The organism is Melittangium boletus DSM 14713, assembly GCF_002305855.1.
Taxonomy (GTDB): domain Bacteria; phylum Myxococcota; class Myxococcia; order Myxococcales; family Myxococcaceae; genus Cystobacter; species Cystobacter boletus.
The window spans coordinates 4,930,751-4,956,557 of sequence record NZ_CP022163.1 but is presented as its reverse complement, the minus strand read 5'-3'; the positions used below and the strand labels follow the sequence as shown (position 1 = coordinate 4,956,557).

At 69.0% G+C, this 25,807-nt stretch carries 24 protein-coding genes; 13 read left to right on the top strand and 11 right to left on the bottom strand.

The window, feature by feature from the left end:
* Window positions 1–83: 83 nt before the first annotated feature.
* Window positions 84–491 (top strand): response regulator, encoded by a 408-nt coding sequence (locus MEBOL_RS21000; RefSeq protein WP_095979113.1) that lies wholly within the window; start codon window positions 84–86, stop codon window positions 489–491.
* A 5-nt stretch (window positions 492–496) separates the two neighbouring features.
* Here the strand turns inward: MEBOL_RS21000 and MEBOL_RS20995 are convergent, their stop codons facing one another.
* The 3 genes from MEBOL_RS20995 to MEBOL_RS20985 form a co-directional block, all read right to left on the bottom strand.
* The gene (locus MEBOL_RS20995) at window positions 497–1,801 is read right to left on the bottom strand and encodes an ABC1 kinase family protein (protein ID WP_095979112.1); all 1,305 of its coding nucleotides are present in this window, start codon (window positions 1,799–1,801) and stop codon (window positions 497–499) included.
* A gap of 15 nt (window positions 1,802–1,816) precedes the next feature.
* Entirely contained in the window at window positions 1,817–3,724 is a 1,908-nt protein-coding gene (locus MEBOL_RS20990; RefSeq protein ID WP_245919976.1) for a serine/threonine-protein kinase, read from the bottom strand.
* Between the two features lie 142 nt (window positions 3,725–3,866).
* Complete coding sequence (locus tag MEBOL_RS20985; RefSeq protein WP_095979110.1) at window positions 3,867–4,181, bottom strand: type II toxin-antitoxin system RelE family toxin; 315 nt, start codon at window positions 4,179–4,181, stop codon at window positions 3,867–3,869.
* A 256-nt stretch (window positions 4,182–4,437) separates the two neighbouring features.
* Between MEBOL_RS20985 and MEBOL_RS20980 the strand changes: the two genes are divergently transcribed.
* The 5 genes from MEBOL_RS20980 to MEBOL_RS20960 all read left to right on the top strand — a co-directional run bounded on the left by MEBOL_RS20980 (window position 4,438) and on the right by MEBOL_RS20960 (window position 10,133).
* Window positions 4,438–5,781, top strand: coding sequence for a short-chain fatty acid transporter (locus MEBOL_RS20980; protein WP_095979109.1), 1,344 nt, complete (start codon window positions 4,438–4,440; stop codon window positions 5,779–5,781).
* A 56-nt stretch (window positions 5,782–5,837) separates the two neighbouring features.
* Window positions 5,838–6,359 (top strand): hypothetical protein, encoded by a 522-nt coding sequence (locus tag MEBOL_RS20975; RefSeq protein ID WP_095979108.1) that lies wholly within the window; start codon window positions 5,838–5,840, stop codon window positions 6,357–6,359.
* 238 nt (window positions 6,360–6,597) lie between these two features.
* Window positions 6,598–9,084 (top strand): sodium-translocating pyrophosphatase, encoded by a 2,487-nt coding sequence (locus MEBOL_RS20970; protein ID WP_095979107.1) that lies wholly within the window; start codon window positions 6,598–6,600, stop codon window positions 9,082–9,084.
* A 211-nt stretch (window positions 9,085–9,295) separates the two neighbouring features.
* Window positions 9,296–9,499 (top strand): cold-shock protein, encoded by a 204-nt coding sequence (locus tag MEBOL_RS20965; protein ID WP_095979106.1) that lies wholly within the window; start codon window positions 9,296–9,298, stop codon window positions 9,497–9,499.
* Between the two features lie 67 nt (window positions 9,500–9,566).
* The gene (locus MEBOL_RS20960; RefSeq protein ID WP_095979105.1) at window positions 9,567–10,133 is read left to right on the top strand and encodes an endonuclease dU; all 567 of its coding nucleotides are present in this window, start codon (window positions 9,567–9,569) and stop codon (window positions 10,131–10,133) included.
* Window positions 10,134–10,149: 16 nt separating this feature from the next.
* Here the strand turns inward: MEBOL_RS20960 and MEBOL_RS20955 are convergent, their stop codons facing one another.
* The 5 genes from MEBOL_RS20955 to MEBOL_RS20935 all read right to left on the bottom strand — a co-directional run bounded on the left by MEBOL_RS20955 (window position 10,150) and on the right by MEBOL_RS20935 (window position 17,214).
* Window positions 10,150–10,545 (bottom strand): hypothetical protein, encoded by a 396-nt coding sequence (locus MEBOL_RS20955; RefSeq protein ID WP_095979104.1) that lies wholly within the window; start codon window positions 10,543–10,545, stop codon window positions 10,150–10,152.
* A 143-nt stretch (window positions 10,546–10,688) separates the two neighbouring features.
* On the bottom strand, window positions 10,689–12,140 hold the full coding sequence (locus MEBOL_RS20950; protein ID WP_095979103.1) for a TolC family protein: 1,452 nt from the start codon (window positions 12,138–12,140) through the stop codon (window positions 10,689–10,691).
* A gap of 43 nt (window positions 12,141–12,183) precedes the next feature.
* Window positions 12,184–15,315 carry an efflux RND transporter permease subunit gene (locus MEBOL_RS20945; protein ID WP_095979102.1) on the bottom strand — a complete coding sequence of 1,044 codons (3,132 nt, stop codon included), beginning with the start codon at window positions 15,313–15,315 and terminating at the stop codon, window positions 12,184–12,186.
* A 37-nt stretch (window positions 15,316–15,352) separates the two neighbouring features.
* Complete coding sequence (locus MEBOL_RS20940) at window positions 15,353–16,456, bottom strand: efflux RND transporter periplasmic adaptor subunit (protein ID WP_245919974.1); 1,104 nt, start codon at window positions 16,454–16,456, stop codon at window positions 15,353–15,355.
* On the bottom strand, window positions 16,453–17,214 hold the full coding sequence (locus MEBOL_RS20935) for a TetR/AcrR family transcriptional regulator (RefSeq protein WP_095979101.1): 762 nt from the start codon (window positions 17,212–17,214) through the stop codon (window positions 16,453–16,455). The genes MEBOL_RS20940 and MEBOL_RS20935 overlap by 4 nt, the downstream gene beginning before the upstream one ends.
* 190 nt (window positions 17,215–17,404) lie before the next feature.
* On the opposite strand from MEBOL_RS20935, the gene MEBOL_RS20930 reads away from it, so the two are divergent.
* The 3 genes from MEBOL_RS20930 to MEBOL_RS20920 all read left to right on the top strand — a co-directional run bounded on the left by MEBOL_RS20930 (window position 17,405) and on the right by MEBOL_RS20920 (window position 19,475).
* Window positions 17,405–18,526 carry a serine hydrolase domain-containing protein gene (locus tag MEBOL_RS20930; RefSeq protein WP_095979100.1) on the top strand — a complete coding sequence of 374 codons (1,122 nt, stop codon included), beginning with the start codon at window positions 17,405–17,407 and terminating at the stop codon, window positions 18,524–18,526.
* Complete coding sequence (locus tag MEBOL_RS20925) at window positions 18,523–18,855, top strand: hypothetical protein (protein WP_218920936.1); 333 nt, start codon at window positions 18,523–18,525, stop codon at window positions 18,853–18,855. The genes MEBOL_RS20930 and MEBOL_RS20925 overlap by 4 nt, the downstream gene beginning before the upstream one ends.
* 143 nt (window positions 18,856–18,998) lie before the next feature.
* Window positions 18,999–19,475 (top strand): DUF6714 family protein, encoded by a 477-nt coding sequence (locus MEBOL_RS20920; protein WP_095979099.1) that lies wholly within the window; start codon window positions 18,999–19,001, stop codon window positions 19,473–19,475.
* Window positions 19,476–19,520: 45 nt separating this feature from the next.
* Here MEBOL_RS20920 and MEBOL_RS20915 read toward each other — a convergent pair whose 3' ends face one another.
* Both MEBOL_RS20915 and MEBOL_RS20910 read right to left on the bottom strand, forming a co-directional pair.
* Window positions 19,521–20,102 (bottom strand): hypothetical protein, encoded by a 582-nt coding sequence (locus MEBOL_RS20915; RefSeq protein WP_218920935.1) that lies wholly within the window; start codon window positions 20,100–20,102, stop codon window positions 19,521–19,523.
* A 114-nt stretch (window positions 20,103–20,216) separates the two neighbouring features.
* The gene (locus MEBOL_RS20910; protein WP_095979098.1) at window positions 20,217–20,915 is read right to left on the bottom strand and encodes a DUF2293 domain-containing protein; all 699 of its coding nucleotides are present in this window, start codon (window positions 20,913–20,915) and stop codon (window positions 20,217–20,219) included.
* A 116-nt stretch (window positions 20,916–21,031) separates the two neighbouring features.
* On the opposite strand from MEBOL_RS20910, the gene rnz reads away from it, so the two are divergent.
* Entirely contained in the window at window positions 21,032–21,955 is a 924-nt protein-coding gene (gene rnz, locus MEBOL_RS20905; protein ID WP_095982901.1) for a ribonuclease Z, read from the top strand.
* 11 nt (window positions 21,956–21,966) lie between these two features.
* On the opposite strand, the gene MEBOL_RS20900 is transcribed toward rnz, so the two are convergent.
* Window positions 21,967–22,467 (bottom strand): hypothetical protein, encoded by a 501-nt coding sequence (locus MEBOL_RS20900; RefSeq protein WP_157775314.1) that lies wholly within the window; start codon window positions 22,465–22,467, stop codon window positions 21,967–21,969.
* A 91-nt stretch (window positions 22,468–22,558) separates the two neighbouring features.
* On the opposite strand from MEBOL_RS20900, the gene MEBOL_RS20895 reads away from it, so the two are divergent.
* The 3 genes from MEBOL_RS20895 to MEBOL_RS20885 all read left to right on the top strand — a co-directional run bounded on the left by MEBOL_RS20895 (window position 22,559) and on the right by MEBOL_RS20885 (window position 25,805).
* Entirely contained in the window at window positions 22,559–23,080 is a 522-nt protein-coding gene (locus MEBOL_RS20895) for a YkgJ family cysteine cluster protein (protein ID WP_157775312.1), read from the top strand.
* A gap of 87 nt (window positions 23,081–23,167) precedes the next feature.
* On the top strand, window positions 23,168–23,929 hold the full coding sequence (locus MEBOL_RS20890; RefSeq protein ID WP_095979095.1) for a rhomboid family intramembrane serine protease: 762 nt from the start codon (window positions 23,168–23,170) through the stop codon (window positions 23,927–23,929).
* 160 nt (window positions 23,930–24,089) lie between these two features.
* Window positions 24,090–25,805 carry an alpha/beta hydrolase gene (locus MEBOL_RS20885; protein ID WP_095979094.1) on the top strand — a complete coding sequence of 572 codons (1,716 nt, stop codon included), beginning with the start codon at window positions 24,090–24,092 and terminating at the stop codon, window positions 25,803–25,805.
* The last annotated feature ends 2 nt before the right edge of the window (window positions 25,806–25,807 follow it).

The window sequence follows — 25,807 nt, the reverse complement described above, 5'->3', positions numbered from 1 at the left end:
TTGGAATCGGGAGCGGTATCCTGGAGTCCCGCAGCCTCCACGCGGCCAACACGACAACCCATCTCCGCTCCGAAGGGGAGCCCATGTCAGAGATCGAGACGAAGATCCGCGTCCTGGTGGTGGACGACGATGTGGATCAACTGATGTTGGTGGAACGCACCCTGCACGCGTACGGCTTCGAGGTGCGCACGCACCGCTCGTCGCTGGGCGTGTCCAACCTGGTGCGCACCGTGATGCCGGACCTGGTGCTGTTGGACGTGAACATCCCGGCGCTCAGCGGGGACAAGGTGCTGGCGCTCGCGCGCAATCAGGCGCCCTCCACCACGCGCTTCATCCTCTATTCGGCCTCGGACGAAGCCAAGCTGCGCTCACTCGCGCTGGCCTCGGGCGCGGACGGCTACATCTCCAAGAGCGTTCAGGGCGAGTCGCTCGCTCGCAAGCTCATCAGCATCTACAAGAAGAGCCGGCTGCCGGTGGCGGGGGCCCGCTAGGGGGGCTACAGGAGCGCGGCGACCTCCTGGTAGACGCGGCGGAAGTCGCCCTCCGCGCCAATGAGGCGCAGGTTCTGGATGAGCCCTCCGGTGGAACGGAAGAACAGCACCCCTTCCGCGGGCGGACGGATCTTCAGGAAACGGGGGGCGTTGCGCGTGAAGTGGCCGCGCATGTCCCGCGCGATGGAGCAGGTGGCGAAGTCGTACGAGTCCAGGCGCATGGGCCGCCCGGCGATGTCGAAAATCTCCTGGATGAGGGCCTCGCCCTCCGCGTCCGGCAGCTCGCAGGTGAAGCCCACCTCCCGGCTCAGGGCGAGCACGTTCATGGGCTCGAGCCGCACGGCGTGCAGGAACATGCGCCGGTTGGCGTCCACGAAGCGCGGGCTGAAGCGCTTGATGGAGCCGAAGTCGAGCACGCCCAGGCGCCCATCCTCGAGCACCATGAAGTTGCCCGGGTGGGGATCGGCGTGCATGTCGCCCTCGGTGAAGAAGGGCCCGTAGATGGCGAGGATGAGCTGGCGCGCCACGCGGAAGCGCTCCTCGGGCGAGGGCTGGGAGACGACCCAGTCCTTGAGCGTCCGGCCGCGCAGCAGCTCCAGGGTGAGCACGCGCCGGGTGGTCCGCTCGGAGATGACCTCGGGCACCTTCAAGTCCGGCAGCCGGGCGACCCCCCGGGCGAAGGCCGTGCACAGCGAGGCCTCGCGCAGGTAGTCCGTCTCCAGCAGCAGCTCATCGCGCAGCTCGCGGAAGTAGGCGGTGCCGTCCGCCAGGCGCGAGGCCTTGGACACCGTCTTCACCATGAGGCCCAGGTTGTCCATGTCCCCGACGAGCGTCTGCTCGATGCCGGGATACTGCACCTTCACCGCCACCTCGCGGCCGTCGTGCAGCACCGCGCGGTGCACCTGGCCGAGCGAGGCGGCCGCGAGCGGCGCCTGGGAGAACTCGCGGAAGAGCTTTTCCGGAGCGTCGCCCAGCTCCTCGCGGATGACCCGCTCCACCAGCGCATAGGGCATGGGCGGCGCCTCGTTCTGCAGCCGCGCGATGACCTGGCGCACCTCGGGCGAGAACATCTCCGGCTCCATGGCCATGGCCTGGCCGAACTTCATGGCCGCGCCCTTGAGCTCGCCGAGCGTGGACACCAGCTTCTCCGCGGCGGACATGCTGAGCAGCTCGGGCTCCTGGCCCACGAGCCGCCTGGCCCCGCTCTTGAGCACGTCCGCGCTGAGCTGCGCGGAGAGCCCCGCGAGCTTGCGGAAGCGGGTGAAACGGCCCTGCGTGGGGAGCTTGTCGTCGTCGGAATCGGAAGCCATGAGAGCGCCGACATTCTAACGGGACGAGGCCTCCATCGCATCGCCCCGCATCCTCGACCGCAGGGCATGCCACCGTTTGAGGGCTTCCAGATGAAGTGGATCCGCCCGGAGCGCGGCCTCGTAGCAGGTGAGCGCCTCGGGGATGCGGCCCGCGGACATGAAGGCCTCGGCCGAGGCCATGTGCAGGACCGAGTGGCCTTCCGTCTGGGGATGGCGCTGGAAGTAGCGCCGGCGTGACGCCTCCAGGGCGGTGACGGTGAGCCCCGCGGCCAGGCAGCGCATCACGCCGCGCACGTTGCGCAGCTCCGCGTCGTACTCCACGCGCCGCTCGGGGTGTCCCAGCACGCCCAGGCACTCGGTCACCTTGGCGAGCGCACGCTGCACGAAGGAGCGATGGAGCGGCGGCAGCGGAAGGGCGAGCAGCGGCTCGAGGCGTTCCCGGGCCTCCCGGGCATGGGCCCGGATGGTGTCGCCGTCCGCGTCCCGGGGCACCCCCAGGACGGCATAGCGATCCCCCGCGAGGCGCTGGCGGAACTCGCTCAACACCCGAGTCACCTGTGGATCCTCGGGAGGCAGGGGCTCGGGACGAAACTCGGACACGCCCGCGAGCATCCGGGTGAAGGTCCGCTGGAAGGAGGCCGAGGTACCGCGCAATTCCACGCCGAAGCCCGGCGCCATGTTCCAGTCCCGGGCCTGCTCGGCCGTCACGTGGCGCACCACCTGACCGGTGCAGGCCAGCTCCCCTCCGGGCAACCGCAAGCGCAGCGGCACCTCGGACAACAACGGGGGCGGCGGCTGCGTGGAGCGCAGGAAGAGACCCATGGGGCCCATCTGCTCACCCACGTACTCCCGGCTTTCGGACCGCTCGGGCAGCGAGATGCTCGCGGTGAAGGTGATGGCGGGAGCCCGGGCGGGAGCGCGGGAGCCCGAGAGCGCGTCCTCCAAGGCGGCGCGCAGCTCGGCGGCGCTGGAGAAGCGCTCCTCCGGACGCTTGGCCAGGGCGCGCAGGAGCACGGCCGAGAGCGCGGGCGCGAGCCCTGGACGGACTTCGTGCGCGGGCCGCGGCGCCTGTTGCAGGTGCGCCACCAGCACCGCCGCGGCGCTCGCTCCGGAGAAGGGCACCTCTCCCGTGAGCAGCAGATGACCCAGCACTCCCACCGCGTAGAGGTCCGTTCGCGCGTCGACGTCCCCGCCGCTGCACTGCTCGGGCGCCATGAACTCCGGAGTGCCCATGATGACGCCACTGCGCGTGGGCGTCTCACCCGCCTGGGGCACCAACCGCTTGGCGATGCCGAAGTCGAGCAGCTTCACGCGGTGGCGGCCTTGAGGCCCGGACACGAGGAAGACGTTGGCGGGCTTGAGGTCGCGGTGGACGATGCCGCGCGCGTGCGCCGCCCCGAGCGCGTCACACACCTGGCCGAGCAGTTCCACGGCCAACGCGGGCTCGATGGGGCCGCGCGCGAAGTCGGCCAGGCTCTGGCCCTCCAGGTACTCCATGACGAAGTAGGGAAGGCCGTCGCGCGTGTCCAGGTCATAGAGCGTGGCGACGTTCTCGTGCTGCACGAGGCTCATCGCACGCGCCTCGGCGAGCAGCCTCGCGGCCAGCTCCGGCGTCCGGGCGAGGTGCGGGTGGAGCACCTTCACCGCGACGCGCTTGGGGATGAGGACATGCTCGGCGAGCAGCACCGTGCCCATGCCCCCGCGCCCCAGCTCGCGCAGGACCTGGAAGCTGCCAAAGCGCTGGCCCACGAATTCACTGTCGCCCGCCCGCCTGGGCGGCAAGGTGCGAAGGGACGCCTCCTGGCCGGAGCCGACACCGGGAACGACGGTGGGACACTCATCCCACTTCGGATGAGGCGTCGGACAGGAGCAGATGTGCGGGGCGTTGGAGTCCACGGCGACGTCCATCCTTGCGATGTTCATGCCGGATCATCCCCACCACCCAGCGGGGTCCCCTCCCCAGGAATCCCGGGCCACTGCACGTCGTCCCCCCGCCCAAGCGAGGGAGCGAGCATGTAAAGAGCGCCAGAAGGGGGCTGAAATTCCTGCACCCTCCGGCCCGTCGTCAATGCGGGTCGTTCGCGCCCATCGACTCCTCGAAGGAGAAGAGCGAATCGCGCTCCTCCTGTTCGACGTCGAGCACCGAGACGGTGCGGCAGGACTCGTCGACCTCGTAGAGCAGCACATACCCATCCACCAGGCAGCGCAGGAGCGGCCGGTCCGTGGCGCCCAGCTTCAACCAGAGCGGGTTGAGCGGGGGAGCCACCTCCGCCAGTTGCGCGATGCCGTCGAGCCGCCGATGCAGCTTCTCGACGAGCACGGGCGGAAGCGCCTTGAGGGTGCTCCACAGCTCCACGGGGATCTGGACGCGGTAGGCCATTGGTCTCCAAATGGCCATTGCCCTGGAGCCCGCCAAGGGGGGGCCTGCGCATTCCCCGACAGCCCAGGACAGACGGCCCCGCTCGCCTGTCCACCGCCCGACACGTCCCCGCCCGGGCGTGTTCATTCGCATGCGCCGCGACGCGCCATGCGCCCCGCGCGAGCCCCAGGGGTTTTCTCGGAAGGCCCCTGGAGCCGTGTTGAGATGTGCTCCGCGGTGGATATCCGCCCTCCCTCCTACCGGAGCCCGACGTCACGTGGAAACACTCGTTCGCATCGCGGAGGCGCTCGGGCGCTTCTCCGCGCGCTTCGTGCCCAGCTCGTTCGCCATCGCGGTGCTGCTGTCGCTCTTCACCCTGGGGCTCGCCGTGGGGTGGACGGGCACGCCCGCGCCGAGCGTGCTGGATGCGTGGGGCGCCGGCTTCTGGGAGCTGCTCTCCTTCTCCATGCAGATGGCGCTGGTGATGTTCACCGGCTACCTGCTCGCGCTCACCCGGCCGGTGCGCATGCTGCTGGAGCGGCTGGCGGGACTGGCCCGGGGACCGAGAAGCGCGGTGGTGCTCATGGCACTGGTGTCCATGGGACTGGCCTACATCAACTGGGGCCTGTCGCTCGTGGCCAGCGCCATGCTGGTGCGCTTCGTGGCCCGGCGGAGGCCGGACGTGGACTACCGGCTGCTCGTGGCCTGCGCCTACTTCGGCCTGGGGGCCACGTGGCACGCGGGCCTGTCCGCCTCGGCGCCGCTGCTGGTGGCCACCCCGGGCCACTTCCTGGAGAAGCAGCTCGGCGTCATCCCCATCGACCGCACCCTCTTCTCCCCCTTCAACCTGGGACTCACGCTCGCGGCGGTGGCGGGGCTCACCGTGCTCGCCTGGGCCATGCACCCGAGCCCCGAGCGCACCGTGCGGGTGGACCCCGCGCTGATGGAGCAGTTCCGGGACTTCGAGCCGCCCACCCGGCCCGCGGACAAGAGCCCCGCGCTGTGGCTGGACTTCTCGCCGCTGCTCAACGTCCTCTTCGGCGTCCTGGGGCTGGCGTGGTTCGCGCGCACGCTGTGGCTCAACGGCGGCTTCAAGGCGCTCAACCTCAACGGGGTGAACTTCCTCTTCCTCACCCTGGCGGTGCTGCTGCACGGCACGCCCGCGCGGCTGCTCAAGGCCAGCGAGGAGGCCGCGAGCGTGCTGCATGGCATCGTGCTGCAATTCCCCCTCTACGCGGGCATCTACGGCATCTTCAAGGCCACGGGCCTCACCGAGCGCATCGGCCAGCTCTTCGTGTCGCTGTCCACCGCCCACACCTTCCCCGCCATCGTCTACCTCTACAGCGGCGTGGTGAACTACTTCGTCCCCTCGGGAGGCTCCAAGTGGGCCATCGAGGCGCCCTACCTCCTGGAAGCGGCCCACGCGCTCGGGGTGGCGCCGGAGAAGGTCGTGCTCGCGTATGCCTGGGGCGACATGGCCACGGACCTCATCCAGCCCTTCTGGGCGCTGCCGCTCCTGTCCGTGGCCCGGCTCGACTTCAAGGACATCCTGGGCTTCCTGCTCGTGGCCTTCCTCTTCTATCTCCCGCTCGTCACCCTCGCCTTCCTCGTCTGGGGTTGAGGGTTTGTCTTGTGCTAGACAGCGCGGCCACACCCAACACGAGGGGGCGGACGACGATGAAGAACGGTCTGAGGAAGCTGACGAGGAATCTGACGCTGTGCGCGCTGGTGACCCTGGGCGCGGGCGCGATGGCGCAGGAGGCCGCGCCCGAGGCCCCGGCGAACGAGCCCCAGAAGGTCCCGTCGGCGGAAGGAGTGAAGGACACCTGGAACTACTTCTACAAGGGCCAGGGCCAGGGCCCGGTGCTGGTGGAGGCCAAGCTGTGCACCGAGGTGGGCAAGGAAGGCCCCAACAAGTTCGAGTGCACCGCCGAGGTCCCTCCCGAGGGCATCAAGGCCAACACCCAGGTCATGGTCTGGCAGGCCTACCTGCTGCCCCAGGGTGAGACGGTCGAGGACGTGATGGTCCAGACCAAGCAGGGCAGCGTGGTGCGCGAGACCAAGGACGTGAAGCTCAAGGGCGAGGGCTGGCGCACCCGCCAGTGGACGGGCATCCGCCTGGGCAAGGCGGGCGAGTGGACCGTGAGCATCCTGCGCGGGGAGCAGGTGCTCAAGACGTTCAACGTCAAGGTCCTCTAATAGAGCGCCCTTCCGGGGAATTCGACTTCCCCACCGGGGACGTGGTACACGCGGGCCGCCTTCAAGAAGCGTGCTCTCCGTCCTTGAAGGGCGAGGCCGAGCTGAAGCGTCCGCGGGCGGGGGTTCCAACCGCGGGCGGCCAACCCCTCGACACACACTCACCTTCTGTCCGTTTTGTGCGCGAGGGCGAGAGCACCACGCGCCACGAGATGATGAGCCACTCGAGGAGTTGTATCGCATGATTCCCGCATCCATCACCGGCAAGGCCGCCAGGGTCCTCGGACTCCTGGCGCTCCTGGCCAGCAGCACCGCCAGCGCGAGCGAGGCGGACCTCATCCTCCCCGACTTCCGGCAGGTCACCTTCCTGGGCGGCGCCCTCACCGGCGACAAGCTGCTCATGGTGGGCATCGCCATCTGCGTCGTCGGCCTGATCTTCGGCTTCCTGCAGTACTCGGCCCTGCGCAAGCTGCCCGTGCACAAGGCCATGCTCGAGATTTCCGAGCTCATCTACCAGACGTGTCAGACGTACCTCGTCACCCAGGGCAAGCTCATCCTCATCCTCGAGGTGCTCATTGGCGCGGTGATGGTGGTGTACTTTGGCTTCCTGCGTCATCTGGAGCCGCTCAAGGTCATCGCCATCCTGGTGGCCAGCCTGATGGGCATCGCGGGCAGCTACTGCGTGGCCTGGTTCGGCATCCGGGTGAACACGTTCGCCAACAGCCGCACGTCGTTCGCGTCGCTGCGCGGCAAGCCCTACCCCACCTACGCCATCCCCCTGCAGGCCGGCATCTCCATCGGCATGGTGCTCGTGTCCACCGAGCTGATGCTGATGCTGCTCATCCTGCTCTTCATCCCGGCGGACTACGCGGGCTCGGTGTTCATCGGCTTCGCCATCGGCGAGTCGCTGGGCGCCTCGGTGCTGCGCATCGCGGGCGGTATCTTCACGAAGATCGCCGACATCGGCTCGGACCTGATGAAGATCGTCTTCCGCATCAAGGAGGACGACGCGCGCAACCCGGGCGTCATCGCCGACTGCGCGGGTGACAACGCGGGTGACTCGGTGGGCCCGTCCGCGGACGGCTTCGAGACCTACGGCGTGACGAGCGTGGCGCTCATCACCTTCATCCTCCTGGCGGTGCCCGTGCAGTACCAGGCGCAGCTGCTCGTGTGGATCTTCATGATGAGCAGCGCCATGGTGCTCGCGAGCCTCGGCTCGTACTTCATCAACGGGCTCATCCAGGGCGGCATGTACAAGAACGCCGACCAGATGAACTTCGAGAAGCCGCTCACGGTGCTCGTGTGGCTCACCTCGGGCGTGTCCGTGGTGGTGACGTTCCTCGTGTCCTACCTGCTCATTCCGGACCTGGCCGGGGACAGCTCGCTGTGGCTGCGCCTGAGCGCCATCGTGACGTGCGGCACGCTCGCGGGCGCCATCATCCCCGAGGCCATCAAGGTCTTCACCTCCACCGAGAGCCGCCACGTGCGCGAGGTGGTGACGGCGTCGCGCGAGGGTGGCGCGTCCCTGAACGTCATCTCCGGTCTGGTCGCCGGTAACTTCTCCGGCTACTGGATGGGCATCATCGTCATGGTGCTCATGGGCAGCGCCTACTACTTCAGCCTCGGCATCCCCGAGACGCTGATGATCGCCCCGGCGGTGTTCGCCTTCGGCCTGGTCGCCTTCGGCTTCCTGAGCATGGCGCCGGTCACCATCGCGGTGGACTCGTACGGCCCGGTGACGGACAACGCGCAGAGCGTCTACGAGCTGTCGCTCATCGAGAACATCCCCAACGTGAAGGAGGAGATCCAGAAGGACTTCGGCTTCGCTCCGGACTTCGACAAGGGCAAGGACTACCTCGAGCAGAACGACGGCGCGGGCAACACCTTCAAGGCCACCAGCAAGCCGGTGCTCATCGGCACCGCGGTGGTGGGCGCCACGACGATGATCTTCTCCATCATCGTGCTCCTGGTGGGCATCGTTCAGGGCCCCAACGGCCTGCCCATGCTCAACCCGGCCAACACGGACAAGCTGTCGCTCCTGCACGCGCCCTTCCTCTTGGGCCTCATCGCCGGCGGCGCCATCGTGTACTGGTTCTCGGGCGCCTCCATGCAGGCGGTGTCCACGGGCGCCTACCGCGCGGTGGAGTTCATCAAGGCCAACATCCGGCTGGAGGGCGTGGAGAAGGCGAGCGTGGAGGATTCCAAGCGCGTCGTGGCCATCTGCACCCAGTACGCGCAGAAGGGCATGATCAACATCTTCCTGGGCGTGTTCTGCAGCACGCTGGCGTTCGCCTGCTTCGAGTCCTTCTTCTTCGTGGGCTACCTCATCTCCATCGCCATCTTCGGCCTGTACCAGGCGCTCTTCATGGCCAACGCCGGTGGCGCGTGGGACAACGCGAAGAAGCTGGTGGAAGTGGAGCTCAAGGCCAAGGGCTCGGAGCTGCACGCGGCCACGGTGGTGGGTGACACGGTGGGTGACCCCTTCAAGGACACCTCCTCCGTCGCGCTCAACCCGGTCATCAAGTTCACCACCCTCTTCGGCCTGCTCGCCGTGGAGCTGGCGGTGGAACTCAAGTCCGCGGGCCAGGGCGCCATCACCACGGGCATCGCCCTGGTGCTCTTCCTGGTGTCCTTCGTGTTCGTCTACCGCTCCTTCTACGGCATGCGCATCGAGACCCCGATGTCGGCCCTGACGGGCGAGTCCAAGCCGGAAACCAAGCCGGCCTGAATCACTCCGGGCTCCGGTGAGCCCAGGCGGTGACACGCGGCGGGAGGCCCCAGGGCTTCCCGCCGTTTTCTTTTAGGGCTGCCCACCCCTGAACAATTAATGCCCACTCTCTCTCGACTTTCCGGGCTGGACGGACTACGCCAGAGGTCCGGCTCGAGTCCGAGCCGAGCAGGCGGCGTGATTCCCCCTGGTAACGAAAGAAGACCGACTCATGGCAACCGGTACTGTCAAGTGGTTCAATGACGCGAAGGGCTTCGGTTTCATCACGCAGGACGGCGGTGGCGAGGACGTGTTCTGCCACCACACCGCCATCCAGGCGGACGGCTTCCGCAGTCTGCAGGAAGGGCAGCGCGTGTCATTCGAGGTGACGCGTGGCCCCAAGGGTCTGCAGGCGCAGAACGTCCGCCCCACGTAAACCCCCCTCGCGTGGGTTTCCTGGAGCCTGACCTCGAGCGGGGTCGGGCTCTTCATTCTTCAGGGCCATGCACCTGCCTCCCCTGCCCCGAGCCGCCGGCTTCGATGACGCGCCCTTCGCGAAGCGCCCGGGTGCGCGCGTGCCGCTCGCGGGCGTGGTGTGCGCCGGCACCCGCTTCGAGGGACTGGTCTGGGGCGGCGTGCGGCGCGACGGTTGGACGGCGACGGACGAGGTGTGCCGGCTGCTCGTGGGCGGCAAGTTCCTCCCCCAGTTGCACCTGGTGCTCCTGGACGGCATCGCCTTCGGTGGCTTCAACCTGGTGGATCTGCCCCGGCTCGCGCGCACGCTCGGCAAACCCTGCGTCGCGGTGATGCGGCGGATGCCGGACCTGCCCGCCGTGGAGCGCGCGCTCGGTCACCTCTCCCGTCCCGAGCGGAGGCTCCAGTTGCTGCGGCGCGCGGGGCCCATCCACCAGCTCCACGGCTTCACCTTCCAGGTCCAGGGCGCCGAGCCGGAATGGGTGGCACGGGCCCTCGGACGTTTGACGGACAAGGGCCAGGTGCCCGAGGCACTTCGGCTCGCGCACCTCATCGGCTCGGCGGTGGTCCGGGGCGAGAGCTCCCGGCGCGCCTGAGCACGGACCGCCTCAATCAAGAGGTCTGCACGTCGATGAACTGCGTGCTGGCGTTCGTCCCGTTGTTGCGGATGTACAGCCGGGTGCCAGGCGCGCCGCACGGCCACGACTGCTGCTGCGCTTGACCGGGATTGACGACGCCGTTGTAGGTGGTGCTGCCGCACCACACCAGGAACGGGACGGCCACGGAGGAGGGGTTGTAGACGCGCCAGGTCGTGGTGCCGAACAGCCAGGTCGGGAAGTCCCGGGTCTCATTCGCGCCGATGCGAGCAAGCTCCACCGCGCCCTCGACCTGACCGACGCCGGCCTCCGTCGGAGCACCCGCCGTCTCGTCCTGTGACTCCATGCCACCACAGCCCACCATCAACGCGCCCGCCAGAACCACCGCCAGACCCTTGACCTGCTTGGACATGAACTCCCCCGTGAATGAAACGTGTCTTCCCCGACAAAAGGTGAAGTCAAGTTACACGGAGGGCACATTTATGTAAACAGGCTAGAACGAAAAATCCGCATACACGGGAAGTTTCCGGCCGAACCGGGGGCTCGGCCCTGGACTCACCGGGAGGAGGGCTCGCCCGCGGGCTCGAGCGAGGCAGCGATGCGGCCCGCCGCGGCGGCCAGCTCCACGCGGCGCACCTCCAGCGCGGCTCGGGCCTGGGCGGCGCTGCTCGCGGCGAGGAAGCGCCGGTTGTCCGCGTCCGACATCTCCAGGCTGGTGGCCACCCCGGCCTTGTAGCCCGCCGCCACCTGCTGCTGCACCCGGGCCGCGAGCTGCGCCTGGGACTCGGCCTGGAGCAGGGCGGCCCGGGCCGCCTCCAGGTTGGCCTGGGCCGCCACCCAGTTGGCGCGGGCCTTGGCACGCGAGGCGGCGTACTGGGCACGGGCCTGCTCCAGGCGCGCCTCGTCCTCGCGCAGCGCCGCGTAGCGCTGGCCCCGGTCGTAGAGCGGCAGGCTGGCCGACACGGACAGCTCGTAGGAGGTGTTCTTCCCGGTGAAGCCCGTGTTGGAGTTGTAGAGGCCGCGCCCCTGCGCCACGACGCTCGGCAACCACGAGAACCGGTCGTACGTCACCTTGCCCTCGTTGGCCTTCACCGCCAGGGCCGCGGCGCGCACCGCGTAGGTGTCCTCCCAGGGCGTTTGATCCTCGGGCGGAATCACCCACTGGGGAGCACCGGCGGCGTCGAGGGGGACGGGCTGCACGGGCTCGCCCACGAGCGCCTCGAGCAACGCGAGCAGTTGGGTGTACTGGCCGGACAGCTGCGCGAGCTGCACACGCGCCTGGGCCGTCTCCGACTGGGCGCGCAGGAGCGCCGCCTCCACCGTCATGCCCACCTGGAGCTGGGCCTTGGACTCGTTCTCGCGCTGCAGCGCCACGGACTCCGCCTCGCGCGCCGCGTCCATCAACTGGAGGATGCCCTGCAGGCCCAGGTACGTGCGCGACACGCCCAGCAGCACCTGCTCGCGCGCTTCCAGGGCGCCCAGCTCCGCCGCCCGCGCGCCATCCTTCGCCGGGCCGATGAGGAAGACGCCCGCGGGGGTGAAGAGGGGCTGGGACACCTGCACCGTCGCGTAGCGCGAGTTCGCCGCCGTGATGACGACGGGGTCCAGCACGATTCCTGGATTGACGGGCGCGATGCCGAACACCCCCCCCACCAGTTGGGTGATCATGCCCAGGTCGAACACCGCCGGAGCGCTGGAGTGGACGTACTGGGCGCCCACCGTCAGCTCCGGCTGCCACGCCGTCCAGGCGCGGCGCACCCCCGCGGCCGAGATGGCGGCCTGGGCGCGAGCGGCGACCACGTCCGGACTCTGCTTCGCGGCGAGCGAGAGCGCTTCCTCGAGCGTCGCCGTGCGCAACGTGCCTGGAGCGGGAGACTCACCGCTCCCGGAGGGAGGAGGCGCGGACGCCTCGGGCGCCTGGGCCAGCACACCGGAAGGAACGAGAGCGGCGAGGAGCAGCGACGACAGGGAGCGCCGGAGGAGGCCGGCGGAGCGGCGGATGGACATAGGCGGGAGTACGCAAGGAGCGGGGAGGGCCGCCCGCCGCGCGCTAGGCGGCGCGGTCGGACGGCGACGGCAACGGCACTTCGGAGGAGGGCAGGTGCTGGGTCTCGGGCATCTTCTTCGCGCCAGACCGGGAGAAGCCCAGGCGCTCCATGCCCGCGAACACCACGGGCACCACCAACAGGGTGAGGAAGGTGGAGGTGATGACACCGCCGATGACGGAGATGGCCATGGGGGCGCGGAACTCGGAGCCCACGCCCTGGCCGATGGCGGTGGGCACCATGCCGATGGCCATGGCGGCGCTCGTCATGAGGATGGGACGCAGACGGCGCGGGCCCGCCTTCATGAGCGCTTCATCCACCGTGGCGCCCTCTCGCAGGTACTGCAGGGCTCCGTCCACCAGGAGGATGGCGTTCTTCGTCACCAGGCCCATGAGCAGGATGATGCCGATCATCGCGCCCAGGGACACGTGGAAGCCGCCGAAATACAGGCCCAGCAGCGCGCCCACGAGCGCCAGCGGCAAGGACACCATGATGGTGAAGGGGTGCTTGAAGGACTCGAACTGGCTGGCGAGCACCATGTAGATGAAGACGAAGGCCAGGATGAACGCCGAGCCGAAGGCATCGTTCTGCTCGCTGAGCATCTTCATCTGCCCGTCGTAGATGAGCGAGTAGCCCGGCGGCAGCGGCTGCGCGGCCACCTTGGCGCGGAACTGGTTGGCCACGTCGCCCAGGGGCGCGCCCTTGAGCTGCGAGTAGATGGCGATCTGCCGCTGGCGGTTCTCGTGCTCGATGACGCTCGGGCCATCGCGCAGCTCCACCCGGGCCACGTCCGACACCGGCACCATGCCCCGGGGCGTGGCGACCAGGAGCTGCCCCACCCGCTCGGGCGTGTTGCGATCCCGCTCGGACAGCCGCACGCGGATGTCCGTCTCGTCCACGCCCTCGCGCAGCTTGGCGGACACGTCGCCGCCGACGGCCAGACGCATCTGCATCGCCAGCCCCGCGGCGCTCAGTCCCAGATCCTTGGCGCGCGCCCGGTCGATCTCGATGGCCAGCTCGGGCTTGGGCGGATTGAAGTCCACGCGCACGTCCGCCGTGCCGGGAATGTCGCGCAGGTACTGCGCGAGCCGCTCGGACTCCTCGTGAATCTTCGCCAGGTCCGGACCGGTGACGCGCACGATGATGGGGTAGAAGTCACCGCCCAGGCCGTCGACGATGGGGGGATCCATCATCATCACGCGGGTGGCGACCAGCTCGGGCACGAGCCGGCTGCGCGCCTCGTCCTTGATCTCCTGGATGCCCCGGGTGCGCGCGTGCTTCTCCGTGGTGAGCACCCGGATGCGCGCCTTGTTGACGTCGCCGTTCTCTCCCACGATGGAGTAGATGTCCGTCACCTCGGGGATGCCGCGCAGGACCTGCTCCGCCTGCGCCACGCGCGCCCCCGTCTGCTCCAGGTTCGAGGCATCCGGCAGGATGAGCTGCACGAGGAACTGCGAGCGATCCTCGGGCGCCATGAATTCCACGCCCAGGCGGCTGGCCGCGCCAAAGGACACGACCATGATGCCCAGGGTGACGCCCATCGTGAGCCACTTGTGGTTGAGCACCGAGCGGAGGATGCGCGCGTAGACGCGCTCGCTGCCATCCAGGAGGCCCCGGATGGAGCGCGCCAGGGCGTTCTCCTGGTGGTGCTCGCCGGGCTTGCGCTGCTTGGCCAGACGCGCGGAGAGCATCGGGTCCAGCGTGAAGGAGATGAAGAGCGAGATGAGCACCGCCACCGAGATGGTGATGCCGAACTGCTGGAGGAACTGGCCCACCATGCCGGGCATGAAGGCCACCGGGACGAACACCGCCACCAGGGCGAGCGTGGTGGCGAGCACCGCCAGGCCCACGTCCCGCGTGCCCTTGGACGCGGCGGACACCGGATCCTCGCCCATCTCCAGCCGGTGGGTGATGGCCTCGCGCACCACCACCGCGTCGTCGATGAGCAGGCCGATGGCGAGCGACAGCGCCAGCAGCGTCATCTGATTGAGCGAGTAGTTGAGCAGGTACATCACGAAGAACGTGCCGATGACGGACGTGGGCAGCGCGAGCGACGAGATGAACGTGCCGCGCGGGTCCAGCAGGAACATGAGGATGATGAGCACCGCCATCGCGCCACCGAAGATGAGCGCGATCCACACCTCGTGGGCGTTCTCCTTGATGGGCACCGACTGGTCGATGATGAGCGTGGCCTGGAAGTCATGGCCCAGCGAGGGACCAATGGTCGCCATGGCCTTCTTCACCGCGTCACTCACCGCCACCGTGTTGGAGCCGGGCTGCTTGACCACCTCCAGGATGACCGCGTCGTTGCCGTTGAGGCGCGTCGTGGTGCGCCGCTCGGCCGCGCCGTCCGTCACGGTGGCGATCTCCTCGAGCCGCACCTGCGCGCCCGTGCGGCTCTGGGCCACCGGCAGCTGGCGCAGCTCGTCCACGGTCTTGAACTGGCCGAGCGAGCGCACCGTCAACTCCGTGGAGCCCAGCTGCAACCGGCCCGCGGGCAGGTCCAGGTTCTCCATGCCGATGCGCTGGCCCACGTCCGTGGCGGACACGCCCACCGCGCGCGCCTTCTCCAGGTCGATGTCCACCTGGATTTCCCGCACGTCACCGCCGTTGATGCGCACGTCGGCCACGCCCTCGAGCTGCGCGAGCGAAGGCTTGAGCTTGTCCTCGATGAGCTTGCGCACCGTGCGCGAATCGGCCTGGGCGCTCGCCGCGTAGGTGAGCACCGCCACCGCCGAGATATCCACGCGGCTGACCACCGGCGAGTCCGCGTCCCGGGGCAGCTTGTTGGCCACGCCCGAGACCTTGTCGCGCACCTCCTGCACCGCCCGGTCCAGGTTCGTCGACAGCTTGAACTGCACCACCACCGTGCCCATGTTCTCGCGGCTGAACGAGTGGATCTTGTCCACGCCGCTGATGCCCGCGGCGGCATCCTCGATGTGCTTGATGACCTGGGTCTCGATCTCCCCGGGGCCCGCGCCCTTGTAGACGGTGTTGACCACCACCACCGGGATGGAGACGTCCGGGAAGAGGTCCGTGCCCAGGCGGCCGAACCCCATCACCCCGAGGACGATGAGGCAGAGGGACATCATGGCCGTGAAGACCGGCCGGCGAATGGAGACGTCGCTGAGGAGCATGGAGGGGACGCTCGGAAAAGACGGGGCGGCGGGGGGACTACTTCACGGAGACGCGGGTGCCCTCGGTGAGCGAGGGCATGGGGTATTCGACGACCTTGTCCAGGGGAGAAGCGGCCTTGACCACCACCTCGCGCACCCCGCGCTCGAGCACCTGCACCTCCACGCGGCGCACCTCGCCGGACGAGGCCACCACGAGCACGTGGTCTCCGCCGGCCGAGGCCAGCGCGCTGGTGGGCAGGGCCTGGGCCTCCTGCGCCTCGCCCAGCGGGAGCACCACGCGCGCCAGGGTGTTGGCCACGAAGCGTCCGTCCTTGTTGGGCACGAGGATGTCCACCGGAATGCGGCGTGTGGCCGGGTCCGCGGAGGGAATCACGGTGCGGATGACGGCTTCCTCCGTGAAGGTGCTGCTGCCCACGACCTCCACGCGCACGGTCGTGCCCGGCTTGAGGCGCGCGCGCGAGGACTCGGCCACCGTCGTCTTGAGCAGGAGCGCGCCCAGGTTCTCCACGGTGAAGAGCGGCACGCTCGGCCCCACGATGGCGCCCACCTGCTCGGGCGCGTCGATGACGGTGCCCGCGAAGGGCGCCTTGAGATCATGCCGGCGCCGGCCCGCCTGCGCCTGGGCGAGCTGCGCCTTGGCGGCGAGCAGCTGCGCCTCGGCCTGACGTGCCTGGGTGCTGGCGGTGCGGTTGGCCAGGTCGCTCACGTTGCCCTGCTGCTGGAGCTTGGCGTTGCGCTCGGCCACGTCCGCGGCCATGGCGGCGCTCACCTCGGCGGCGGCCACCGCGGCCTGGGCCTGGGCGAGCTGGGCGTCGGAGATCTCCGGGTTGAGCTGGGCGAGCACCTGCCCGGCCTGCACCACCTGCCCCTTCGTCACGCGCACCTTCTCCAGCCGGCCTCCCACCTCGAAGCCCACCTGGAGCGCCTGAGCGGGAAAGAGCGTGCCCGTCACCTCCTCGCGCGGCGCGCTGCGCACGGCACGCGGCGCGGCGAGCGACACCACGGGGGCGCCCGGCGCGGTGGGGGCCTGGGCCGTCTGCGTGGAGGCCGCGTCCGCGCGGCAGCCGGACAGGGGAAGCGCGGTGGCGGCCATGCCCACGGCGGCGAGCCCGGCGACGAACGGCGTCCTGGAGAGTTTCACGGTCCTGACCTCGGGGTGCTGCGGGTACGGGAAAGCGCTCGGGCCGGAGCCCGGCGGGAAGAAGACGCCGGCGCGGAGCCGCGCGCGGCGGACTCGGCCGGAAATGACTCGCGGGGCGCACAGCCCTCGCGGATGAGGCGGTGGATGGAGCTGGCCCAGGCGGCCAGGTCCGGCTTCTCCTCCGTCTGGCACATGCGCTGGGCGAGCAACACATAGGTGCCGACGATGAGCGAGCCGATGACCTCCGCGGGCACGTCCGTGCGCAGCGCCCCGCTGGCCTGCAGCCGCTGGAACTCCTGCGACACGTGCGCCACCTCGCGGTCCACGAAGCTCCACATCACCGTGTCGAAGTCCGTGCCCTGGCTGCCCCGGATGAGCACGTGCATCACATCGCGGTAGGACCACAAGAGCTCGAGCGTGCGCAGATCGCTCTCGGCGCTCACCGTCAGCAGGAGCTCGTAGCGCGCGGAACGCTCGACCACATCCCGCGCCTCCACGGGACCGTGCTCGGCGAAGAAGCGCTCCGTCTCCCCCCGCCGCTGCTCGATGAGCGTCTGCAACTCGGAGGTGAACTCGCCCAGCACCTCGGCGAAGAGCGCCTCCTTGGACTCGGCATGCAGATAGAAAGCCCCCTTGGAGAGGCCACACGCGGCGGTGATGTCCTCGATGCGCGCCCCCTTCAGCCCCTTCTTCACGAACTCCGCCCGGGCGGCGGAGATCAAGGATGCGCGGGCGTGGGGAGCGGCGGGACGAGCCATGGTGGCGGCATTTCTAACCCGCCGGTCAGGAATGACCAAGGTGGTTCCTGAACCACCGGTCAACAATCCATTCAATTAATTTATCGAAAACATCAACAATACTTAAACGCATATTCACCCCGAGGTCGTCCCGAGCCACGGCTCACCCTTTGGTAGGGTATCCGCCCCTTGCCGCGGGAGTTCGAAGAGCATGTCCTTGCATGGTGGGCGAAGCGCCCTCGCCGTCCTCGCCCTGGTGCTGCCGCTGGCGGTGGGCGCCGAGGAGTGGCCCGACACCGAGTGGCCCCGGAGTGAAGCCCAGGCTCCCGCCGAGGCCCTGCGCGCCTTCGAGGCCTATACCTTCCCACCCCGGAACGACGAGAAGCCCACCGGGGTGCGGACGGACGCGGTCGTGGTGATCCTGGATGGCCATCTGGTCTACGAGCGCTACACGGGCGAAAACCGCGTGGAGACGCCGCACCTCACCTGGTCGGTCAGCAAGAGCGTGATGGCCGCCGTGCTCGGAGTGGCTTTCAAGGAGGGCCGCTTCCAGTTGGATGACACGGTGGCCCAGCACCATCCGCCCTTCGCCGCGCACCCGGACATCCGCATGCGGCACCTGCTGCCGTGGGCCTCGGGCCTGGCGTGGAGCGAGGGCTACGAGGCCTCGCCACTCAAGTCCTCGGTCATCACCATGCTCTACACGCGAGGCCGGGACGACATGGCCGCGTACACCGCCTCGCTCCCGGCGGTGGCGCCTCCGGGCACGCGCCACGTCTACTCCAGTGGGGAGAGCAACGTGCTGTCGGCCAGCCTCAAGTCCATGCTCGGCGACGCCTACGCGGACTACCCCTGGAAGGCCCTCTTCGAGCCGCTGGGCATCACCAGCGCCGTCTGGGAGCGGGACACGAGTGGGACCTACGTGGGCTCGTCCTATGCCTACATGACGGCGCGCGACCTGGCCCGCGTGGGACTGCTCATGCAGCGCGGGGGCCGGTGGAAGGATGAGCAACTCCTTCCCCCCGAGTGGGTGAGGATGAACCTCACGCCCTTCGAGCATTACGTACCGGACCCGAGGGCCACCGTCGCCGAGGCCATTCCGGGAGGACATTGGTGGCTCAACCGCGCGTTCAAGGGAGCCCCGCGGCCGTGGAAGGACGCGCCCGAGGACGCCTTCGCGGCGCTCGGCCATTGGGGGCAATGCCTGTTCGTGATTCCCTCGGAGAAGCTGGTCATCGTCCGCTACGGGGATGACCGGGACAAGAGCTTCCGCCAGAACGAATTCCTCGCCCGGGCGCGAGCGGCCTTCGTCGCCGGGAAGGGAGCGCCATGAGGCGGGCCGTGAAGAAGGGATTGCTGGCGGGAGTGGCCCTGCTGCTCGTGGGAGGAGGCACCTGGTACGTGGCGAACCGGGAGCACGTGAGCGCGTTCCAGGGCGTCCTGAGTGCCTATACGGCCAAGGAGTACTGCTCCTGCCGGTTCGTGATGGGCTTCTCCGAGAAGTACTGCCTGGGCTACGCCAGACAATACATTCCCTACAGCTCACTCCAGGAGGAGACGGACGCCCGGCGTGTCACCGTCCGGGGCCTGGGCCTGTCCAGCACGGCCACCTGGGTGAGCCCTCGCGAGGGTTGCCATCTGATTCCCGCCACCACCCCTTGACGTATCTACCTCCCACCGTGTCGATCTCCATGCTCAGTCGCTATCGAAAGACGGCGTGTCTCCTGCTTCTTGCCACAGGGCTCGCCTACTCCGACTCACTCCTAAAGAAATGCCCCAAGAAGTGACGGGGAGGGAGAGCGTCCATGTCCCGGAAAAACAAACTTCGCGAACTCATTGAAGCCGCATTCGCCGATACTCCCAAGCCCGGGAATGACCGGATTGGGCACGACCCGAATGACTGGGAAAGCACTGAACTGGCTCGCGCGTTCAAGGGTCGGCATTGGAAGGAACTGACTCCAGAGGAGCTTCAGTACAACAGCAGCTCGTTCCTCAGCCCGGAAGGCTTTCACTACTATTTCCCCGCCTACCTGCTGGCCGCGCTGGAGGACCACGGCAACCTGTTGCCTCACACCGTGTTCGGACTGATCCTTCCAGGGGACGCGACCTCCGAGGAACGACGGCTTCGCGCATGGCATCTTGAGCGATTCGAAAGGTTCTCCGCCGACCAGAAGCATGCCATCCGCGAGTTCCTCGAGTACGCCCGGGATGAGGCCTCGCATTACTTCTCTCAAGGGCAAGCCCCTTCCCTTGCTCTCGAACGCTATTGGGTGCGGTACTGACCCTTCTGATCTGAACCCATCAGCCGCCGTTACTCATCTGCGAACTCACTCGGTCCACTGATTGAAGCACACGCCCGATGGCTTCATGACAGCACCCCCGCCGGCCTTCTTCCCGGACTTGTAGATGGTGATGGGGTACACGTCATAGAGGGGATAGGCCTCGATGGTACCGAACTTGCCCTTGGGGACCTCGTAGCGGGTCTGATCCGAAACGCCGTACTTGCGGGTCACCGAGAAGCCGACCCCCGCCGAGACGAACTTGGCTTCCACCTTGACGTCGGCGCTGACCTCGGTCTCGACGGACTTCTCGACCGTCATGACCAACGTCGTCTTCCCTGCCCCACTCGTCGTCTCGAGCTTGGTGAGACCACAGCTCTCCGAGGGAGCGCCAGCCTTGACCCTGGTGCCTCTTCTGGCCTTCACGGAGACCTCGGACTCCGCGGGGGGAGCCTGAACCTCCGAACTTCGCTTGACGACGGTGTTCGGCCCAGGGACGAAGAAGCCCTTGGGCAGGACAACAGGGCCGGGAGGGGTTTCAGCGGCCCGTTCGGCCGCCAATGCCCCTCCCCCCCCCACCGCCACGACCAACAGGCCCACGAGGAACCCCTTCCAACTCTGCTCAGACATGAGCCCGCTCCTTGCAGATCTCAAAAGTGAGTCTTCGTAGGAGCGCCGCGAAGGGTTTTGTGACGACCAGCCAAGACCCTTCGCTCAGGCCACGAGTGTCCAGCCAGACGCTCGTCAGAACCCCTTCTGCCCCTGGCCCAGGCGAGCCAGGGCAGAGCACAGGGGGCAGGCCGCCACGGCATGACTGCCCTCGCGGCGATGCAGGTCCAGCACCGCGCGCGACACCTCCGCGAGCTCTCGCCGCACCTCCCGGCGCGCCCCCTTCACCCGGGCGATGCTGAGGTTGTCGTAGGCCGTCGTCTGGTGCCGCATCCACGCGATGACGGCCGCCTCGGCCCGGCGCTCGATGGGAATGCGCTCGGTGCGAGCCACCGTGCCACTCCCCACCGGCGTCGCATGCGCCGCCACCGCCACCGCCAGCAGCTTCGCGTGGGGCTGGAAGGACGGCGCGAAGCGCAGGAAGTTCAGCACCGCGTTGGCGAAGTCCACCTCGTACTCGGCCTGCTCGCGCTCCCGGCGGCGCACGTCCGCCTCGCGGCGCTTGGCATAGGCGGGCGTGGCGCGCTCGGACTCCAGGGCCGCCTGGGCGGCGGTGATGTGGGCCTCGGGCGCCCACACTCCCTTGGAGAACACCTTGCGGCCCTTCTTCTCCACCACCGTCCAGCTCGGTCCAGCGGCCTTCACCCGGCGCGTGAGCCCCGCGTCACCCGGGGGCAGCAGCGCCCAGCCCGCGGGCACGGAGAGGATGGAACCATCGGCCGCGCGCACTCGGCGCGGGTCGCTCGTGGGGGACACGGTGAGGGAGTCGCTCATGGGGACGGGCGCGCCTCATAGCGCACCCCACGTCCGGGGGGAAAGCCGTGATACATGGAGGGCGCGCGCACTCGGACGACGCGCGGGAAGGACTTCGACTCATGGGCAGCGCCGGCATGTCCATCCTCAGGCTCACCTTCCTCGGCACCTCGGCCGCGCAGCCGACGTTGCACCGCAATCTCTCCGGACTCGCGGTGAAGGCCAACGCGGACCTGCTCCTCTTCGACTGCGGCGAGGGCAGCCAGCGGCAGATGGTGCGCTTTGGCACCGGCTTCACCGTGGACGCCGTCTTCTTCACCCACTTCCACGCCGATCACTACCTGGGAATCATCGGCTTCCTGCGCACGCTCGGGATGATGGGGCGGGACACGCCCGTGCAGCTCTACGGCCCGCCCACGGCGCGCCGGCTGCTGAACCAGGCGGTGCACCTGGGCGTGGAGTCCCTGTCCTTCCCGGTGGAGATCCACGAGCTGCGCGACGGAGACATCGTGAAGCGGCGCGGCTACTCGGTGCAGGCCGTGGCGGTGGATCACCGCATCAACGCGCTCGGCTACGTGCTTCAGGAGGAGGAGCGTCCGGGGAAGTTCAACCTGGAGACGGTGAAGGCGCTCGGCGTCCCCTCGGGGCCGCTCTACGGCCAGCTGCAGCGGGGCGAGCCCGTGGAGCTGCCCGACGGCCGCGTCGTGCGCCCGGAGGAGGTGGTGGGCGAGCCGCGTCCCGGACGGCGGCTGGTCATCTCCGGTGACACCCGCCCCTGCGCCTCACTGGTGCGCGCCGCGAAGGACGCGGATCTGCTCATCCACGAGTCCACCTTCTCGGATGACGAGCAGGCGCGCGCCCTGGAGACGCGGCACTCGACGGCGCGCGAGGCGGCCCAGGTGGCGCGCGAGGCCGGTGCGCGGCGGCTCATCCTCACCCATCTGTCCAGCCGTCACGACACGGAGCCCGCGCGGCTGCTCGCCCAGGCCCGCGAGGAGTACAAGGGGCCCGTCGAGGTGGCCTTCGACGGGCTCACCGTGGACCTGCCCCTGCGGGACTGAACATCTCCCGACTACTTGATGGTGGCCTCGGCCTCGGCCTTGAGCGCCTTGGCCCCCTCGGGGTCCACGCGCTGCAGCAGCTCCCACTCCATCTCCCGATCCCGCGTGCGGCTGACGGAGTCCGTGCCCGCGGTGCGGTTGTTCGGCGTGGCCATGGCGCCCTGGCCGGACTCCACCCGGTTCTGCCGGAGGATCTCCACCTGGGTCATCGCGGGGCTCGGCTGGTGGCCGCGCACCAGGTAGCGCACGTAGCTGGTGCCCAGGTTGGAGGACGCGCCCAGCTGGTGCCAGTCGGTGCTGATCTCATAGCCACCGGGGGCCTCGCGCACCGGCAATTCCTTCTCCTTCAACATCGCGCGCACCTCGGGCCACACCTCGGCGATGGGCTTGCGGTACACGTAATCACTCGCCTTCTCCTGGATGTACATCTCACGGCGGCTGGCCGCGCATCCGGTGACGAGCACCGAGGCGGTGAGGAGCATCCAGGGCACCGACCACTTCGAGATCTTCATGAACCCTCCCTGCGGAATGGAGGGGGGTGATTTGAAGCACGGGCCTCCCCTGGACGCCAGGAGGGAGCCCCGGACTAGACTGGAGGGCGACATGAAGGACGGGCCCATCCGCCGGGGCATCAAGCGCATCGCGCTGCTGCGCTACACCATTGATCTGGTCTTGACCCGCCTGCTGCTCAAGGCCCGGGGCGAGCCGCGCTACCGCCTCAAGGGCTCCTGCACCGGGTGCGGCCGCTGCTGCGAGTCCCCCGTCATCGCCGTGAGCCGGCCCGTCTTCTCCCTGCGCTCGCTGCGCTGGCTCACCCTCACCTGGCACCGGCTCGTCAACGGCTTCGAGCACACGGGAGAGGATCGCCGGCACAAGCTCCTCGTCTTCCGCTGCACGCACTACGACCCGGCGACGAAGCAGTGTGACTCCTACGACAGCCGGCCGGGCATGTGCCGCGACTACCCGCGCAACCTCGTCTACGAGGCCCTGCCGGAATTCCTGCCGGAGTGTGGTTTCTCGGCCGTGTACAAAAAGGGAGAAGCGCTGCGCCAGGCCCTCCAGCGCTCCAACCTGTCGCCCGAGAAATACGAGGAGCTGGTGCGCAAGCTCCACCTGCGCGAGTGAGCCCCCCGCGCGAGACGTCCGCCGCCACACACGGAAGAGGAAACCCGTGGCCCGGCGGGACTTCATGCACATGATGGGGGCCATCCGATGATTCCCCTCAGTGACGACAACCCCACGCTGCGCACGCCCATCATCACCTACCTGCTGCTCGGAGCCATCGGGGCCACCTGGGTGTGGCTCCAGGGGGCGGGGCTGAACGAGGTGGCCCTGGCGGCCAGTGTGTGCAACCTGGGGCTCGTGCCCGGAGAGCTGACCGGACTGGCCCCCGTGGGGTTGGGCGTGCCCATTGGCGTGGGGCTGGCCTGCGTGGTGGACCGCGAGGCCATCAACCTCCTCACCCCCCTCACCTCCATGTTCCTGCATGGCAGTTGGGGCCACATCCTGGGCAACTGCCTCTTCTTCTGGGTGTTCGGCAACAACGTGGAGGACAGCATGGGGCGGCTGCGCTTCCTCGTCTTCTACCTCGTGTGCGGCCTGGCGGCGGCCCTGGCCCAGGTGGTGGTGGATCCCACCTCGCCCGTACCCATGGTGGGAGCCTCGGGCGCCATCTCCGGCATCATGGGCGCCTACCTGGTGCTCTACCCGCGCGTCCGGGTCAACATGCTCTTCTTCTTCTTCCTGGTCCCTCTGCCCGCGTGGTTGGTGCTCCTCTGGTGGTTCGGCGTCCAGGTCATCACCGGCCTGCCCCAGCTCAACTCGCTCGAGGCCGAGGGCGGCAGCGGTGTGGCGGTGTGGGCCCACGTGGGAGGCTTCGTCGCGGGACTCGTCCTGGTGAAACTCTTCGAGAACCATGAGCTCACCCTGCGGCGCTCGGGGTGGAGGCATCGGTTGCACCCCCACCATCCGTGAGAGCGACCCCCGCCGCCGTCGGGAACGAACGGGATGAAACGTCTGTTTGGCGCACGCGCCAGGGCATGGCATTTGCTCACTGATATCTGACCGCGGTCCGAGGAACGCTCCGCTCCTCGAAGGCCGCCCGTGAGGACGTTGCACGATGCGTTGGGGAAGAATGATCCGCTCTTGCATTCCGCGGCAGCCGCTCGTGGTGCTCGGGCTGATGACCTTGTGGCTCTGGGATTCACCCCGCTCCGAGGCCGCCCGATCGGAGCTCGATCCGTTGGTCCCCAAGAACCGCTCCACGCTCGTGCTGCGGGTGCCCCCGGCCCAGGACGTGGACGAGGGCGAGCTGCTGCGCATCACGGTGCAGGTGGAGGGAGGCCGGCCGGGGACGCGGGTCTTCGCGGAGGGCATGCCCCCGGGGGCGCGGTGGGACGAGCCGTCGCGCACGCTCACCTTCCAGCCCGACTTCATCCAGGGCGGGACGAGCCACGAGGTGACCTTCTCCGCCGTGGATGGCGCCGACACGGCGCGCGAGCGGATGAAGCTCACCATCCAGGACACGCTGCACACGCCCGAGCCGCGCATCATCCAGCGCGAGGAGCTGCCCGGCAGCGTGCGGCTGACGCTGGAGCAGACCACGGACACGTGGCTGGACAGCCCCGGCTACGCGGGGCGCACCTTCGCGGCGGTGGTGACGGTGCCGCTCGCGGCCACGGCGGGCCGGCGGCTGCCGGTGACGGTGACCCTGCACGGAGTGGGCAACTGGCCGCCCGTGGCGCGCACCTCCCCGGACCGCTTCGTCATCGAGCCGAGCGATCCCCACCTCACCTATTGGTGGGGCTACTCGGAGAACCTGCCCAAGGGCCCGGCCGTGGAGGGCAGGATTCCGCCGTACACCGCGCGACGGGTGCTGGCGCTGCTCGAGTGGGTGCTGCGCAGCTACCCCGGGGCGGATCCCCATCGCGTCTTCGTGGAGGGAGACTCCATGGGCGGCGCGGGCGCGCTGTCGCTCGGGCTGCTGGACTCGCGGCACTTCGCCGGGGTGTTCGCCCGGCACGCGCAGCCCGTGGCGCGAGCGCACCGTCCGTGGCGGCTCGCGCAGCTCGCCTCGCTCTGGGGCATGCCCGAGGAGGAAGTGCCCGAGGCGGACGGGCTGGGCGTCTGGAGCCGCCTGGACATGACGCGCGCCCTGCGCGACGACACCGGCGCGCGCGCGCAGTTCCTCTTCCTGGAGCACGGCAAGGACGACCCCATCATCCACTTCGGCTCCGTGGTGGGGCCCAGCACCCTCACGGGCGCGTCCTTCTACGACACGCTGCAACTGCGGCACATCGGCCACGTCGCCGTCTGGGACGAGGGCGGCCACACCGAGCCGGATCCCTGGCTCGGCGCGCGCTGGTGGGACCGGGGATGGAACCCCCGCTCGGACCCCAAGTCCTTCCTGCGCAGGGACCTGGCCTTCCCCGCGTTCAGCCGCTCGACGTGGGATGGGGACCCAGGCCGGGGCGGCAACGGCCGTCAGCCGAGGCGCCTGGACTCCGGCTACGCGGGAGATCCCAAGGTGGCGGGCGACACGGGCTGGGACGGAGACGTGGCGGGGATGATCAACCGCTCGCTGCGCTGGGACGCCACGCGGCTGGTGGACTCGACCCGGCGCTTCGTGATGCCGCTGCGCGCGGTGCGGGGCGCGGGCGTCGTCGGCACGCCGGTGGTGGACGTGACGCCCCGGCGCGTGCAGCGCTTCCAGTGCCTGCCGGGCGAGCGCATCCGCTGGACCTTCGGCGCGGCGCACGGCACCGTCATCGCCGCGCCGGATGGCGGCGTCACCGTGCCCCGCCTGCAGATGGACGAGGACTGGACGCCGCTCGTGCTCGAGCGCTCCTGAGG

Excerpts from the sequence above, each read along its gene's own strand:
- MEBOL_RS21000 (WP_095979113.1), top strand. The coding sequence starts at position 84 with ATGTCAGAGATCGAGACGAAGATCCGCGTCCTGGTGGTGGACGACGAT.
- MEBOL_RS20995 (WP_095979112.1), bottom strand. The coding sequence starts at position 1,801 with ATGGCTTCCGATTCCGACGACGACAAGCTCCCCACGCAGGGCCGTTTC.
- MEBOL_RS20990 (WP_245919976.1), bottom strand. The coding sequence starts at position 3,724 with ATGAACATCGCAAGGATGGACGTCGCCGTGGACTCCAACGCCCCGCAC.
- MEBOL_RS20985 (WP_095979110.1), bottom strand. The coding sequence starts at position 4,181 with ATGGCCTACCGCGTCCAGATCCCCGTGGAGCTGTGGAGCACCCTCAAG.
- MEBOL_RS20975 (WP_095979108.1), top strand. The coding sequence starts at position 5,838 with ATGAAGAACGGTCTGAGGAAGCTGACGAGGAATCTGACGCTGTGCGCG.
- MEBOL_RS20970 (WP_095979107.1), top strand. The coding sequence starts at position 6,598 with ATGATTCCCGCATCCATCACCGGCAAGGCCGCCAGGGTCCTCGGACTC.
- MEBOL_RS20965 (WP_095979106.1), top strand. The coding sequence starts at position 9,296 with ATGGCAACCGGTACTGTCAAGTGGTTCAATGACGCGAAGGGCTTCGGT.
- MEBOL_RS20960 (WP_095979105.1), top strand. The coding sequence starts at position 9,567 with ATGCACCTGCCTCCCCTGCCCCGAGCCGCCGGCTTCGATGACGCGCCC.
- MEBOL_RS20955 (WP_095979104.1), bottom strand. The coding sequence starts at position 10,545 with ATGTCCAAGCAGGTCAAGGGTCTGGCGGTGGTTCTGGCGGGCGCGTTG.
- MEBOL_RS20950 (WP_095979103.1), bottom strand. The coding sequence starts at position 12,140 with ATGTCCATCCGCCGCTCCGCCGGCCTCCTCCGGCGCTCCCTGTCGTCG.
- MEBOL_RS20945 (WP_095979102.1), bottom strand. The coding sequence starts at position 15,315 with ATGCTCCTCAGCGACGTCTCCATTCGCCGGCCGGTCTTCACGGCCATG.
- MEBOL_RS20935 (WP_095979101.1), bottom strand. The coding sequence starts at position 17,214 with ATGGCTCGTCCCGCCGCTCCCCACGCCCGCGCATCCTTGATCTCCGCC.
- MEBOL_RS20930 (WP_095979100.1), top strand. The coding sequence starts at position 17,405 with ATGTCCTTGCATGGTGGGCGAAGCGCCCTCGCCGTCCTCGCCCTGGTG.
- MEBOL_RS20925 (WP_218920936.1), top strand. The coding sequence starts at position 18,523 with ATGAGGCGGGCCGTGAAGAAGGGATTGCTGGCGGGAGTGGCCCTGCTG.
- MEBOL_RS20920 (WP_095979099.1), top strand. The coding sequence starts at position 18,999 with ATGTCCCGGAAAAACAAACTTCGCGAACTCATTGAAGCCGCATTCGCC.
- MEBOL_RS20915 (WP_218920935.1), bottom strand. The coding sequence starts at position 20,102 with ATGTCTGAGCAGAGTTGGAAGGGGTTCCTCGTGGGCCTGTTGGTCGTG.
- MEBOL_RS20910 (WP_095979098.1), bottom strand. The coding sequence starts at position 20,915 with ATGAGCGACTCCCTCACCGTGTCCCCCACGAGCGACCCGCGCCGAGTG.
- rnz (WP_095982901.1), top strand. The coding sequence starts at position 21,032 with ATGTCCATCCTCAGGCTCACCTTCCTCGGCACCTCGGCCGCGCAGCCG.
- MEBOL_RS20900 (WP_157775314.1), bottom strand. The coding sequence starts at position 22,467 with ATGAAGATCTCGAAGTGGTCGGTGCCCTGGATGCTCCTCACCGCCTCG.
- MEBOL_RS20895 (WP_157775312.1), top strand. The coding sequence starts at position 22,559 with ATGAAGGACGGGCCCATCCGCCGGGGCATCAAGCGCATCGCGCTGCTG.
- MEBOL_RS20890 (WP_095979095.1), top strand. The coding sequence starts at position 23,168 with ATGATTCCCCTCAGTGACGACAACCCCACGCTGCGCACGCCCATCATC.
- MEBOL_RS20885 (WP_095979094.1), top strand. The coding sequence starts at position 24,090 with ATGATCCGCTCTTGCATTCCGCGGCAGCCGCTCGTGGTGCTCGGGCTG.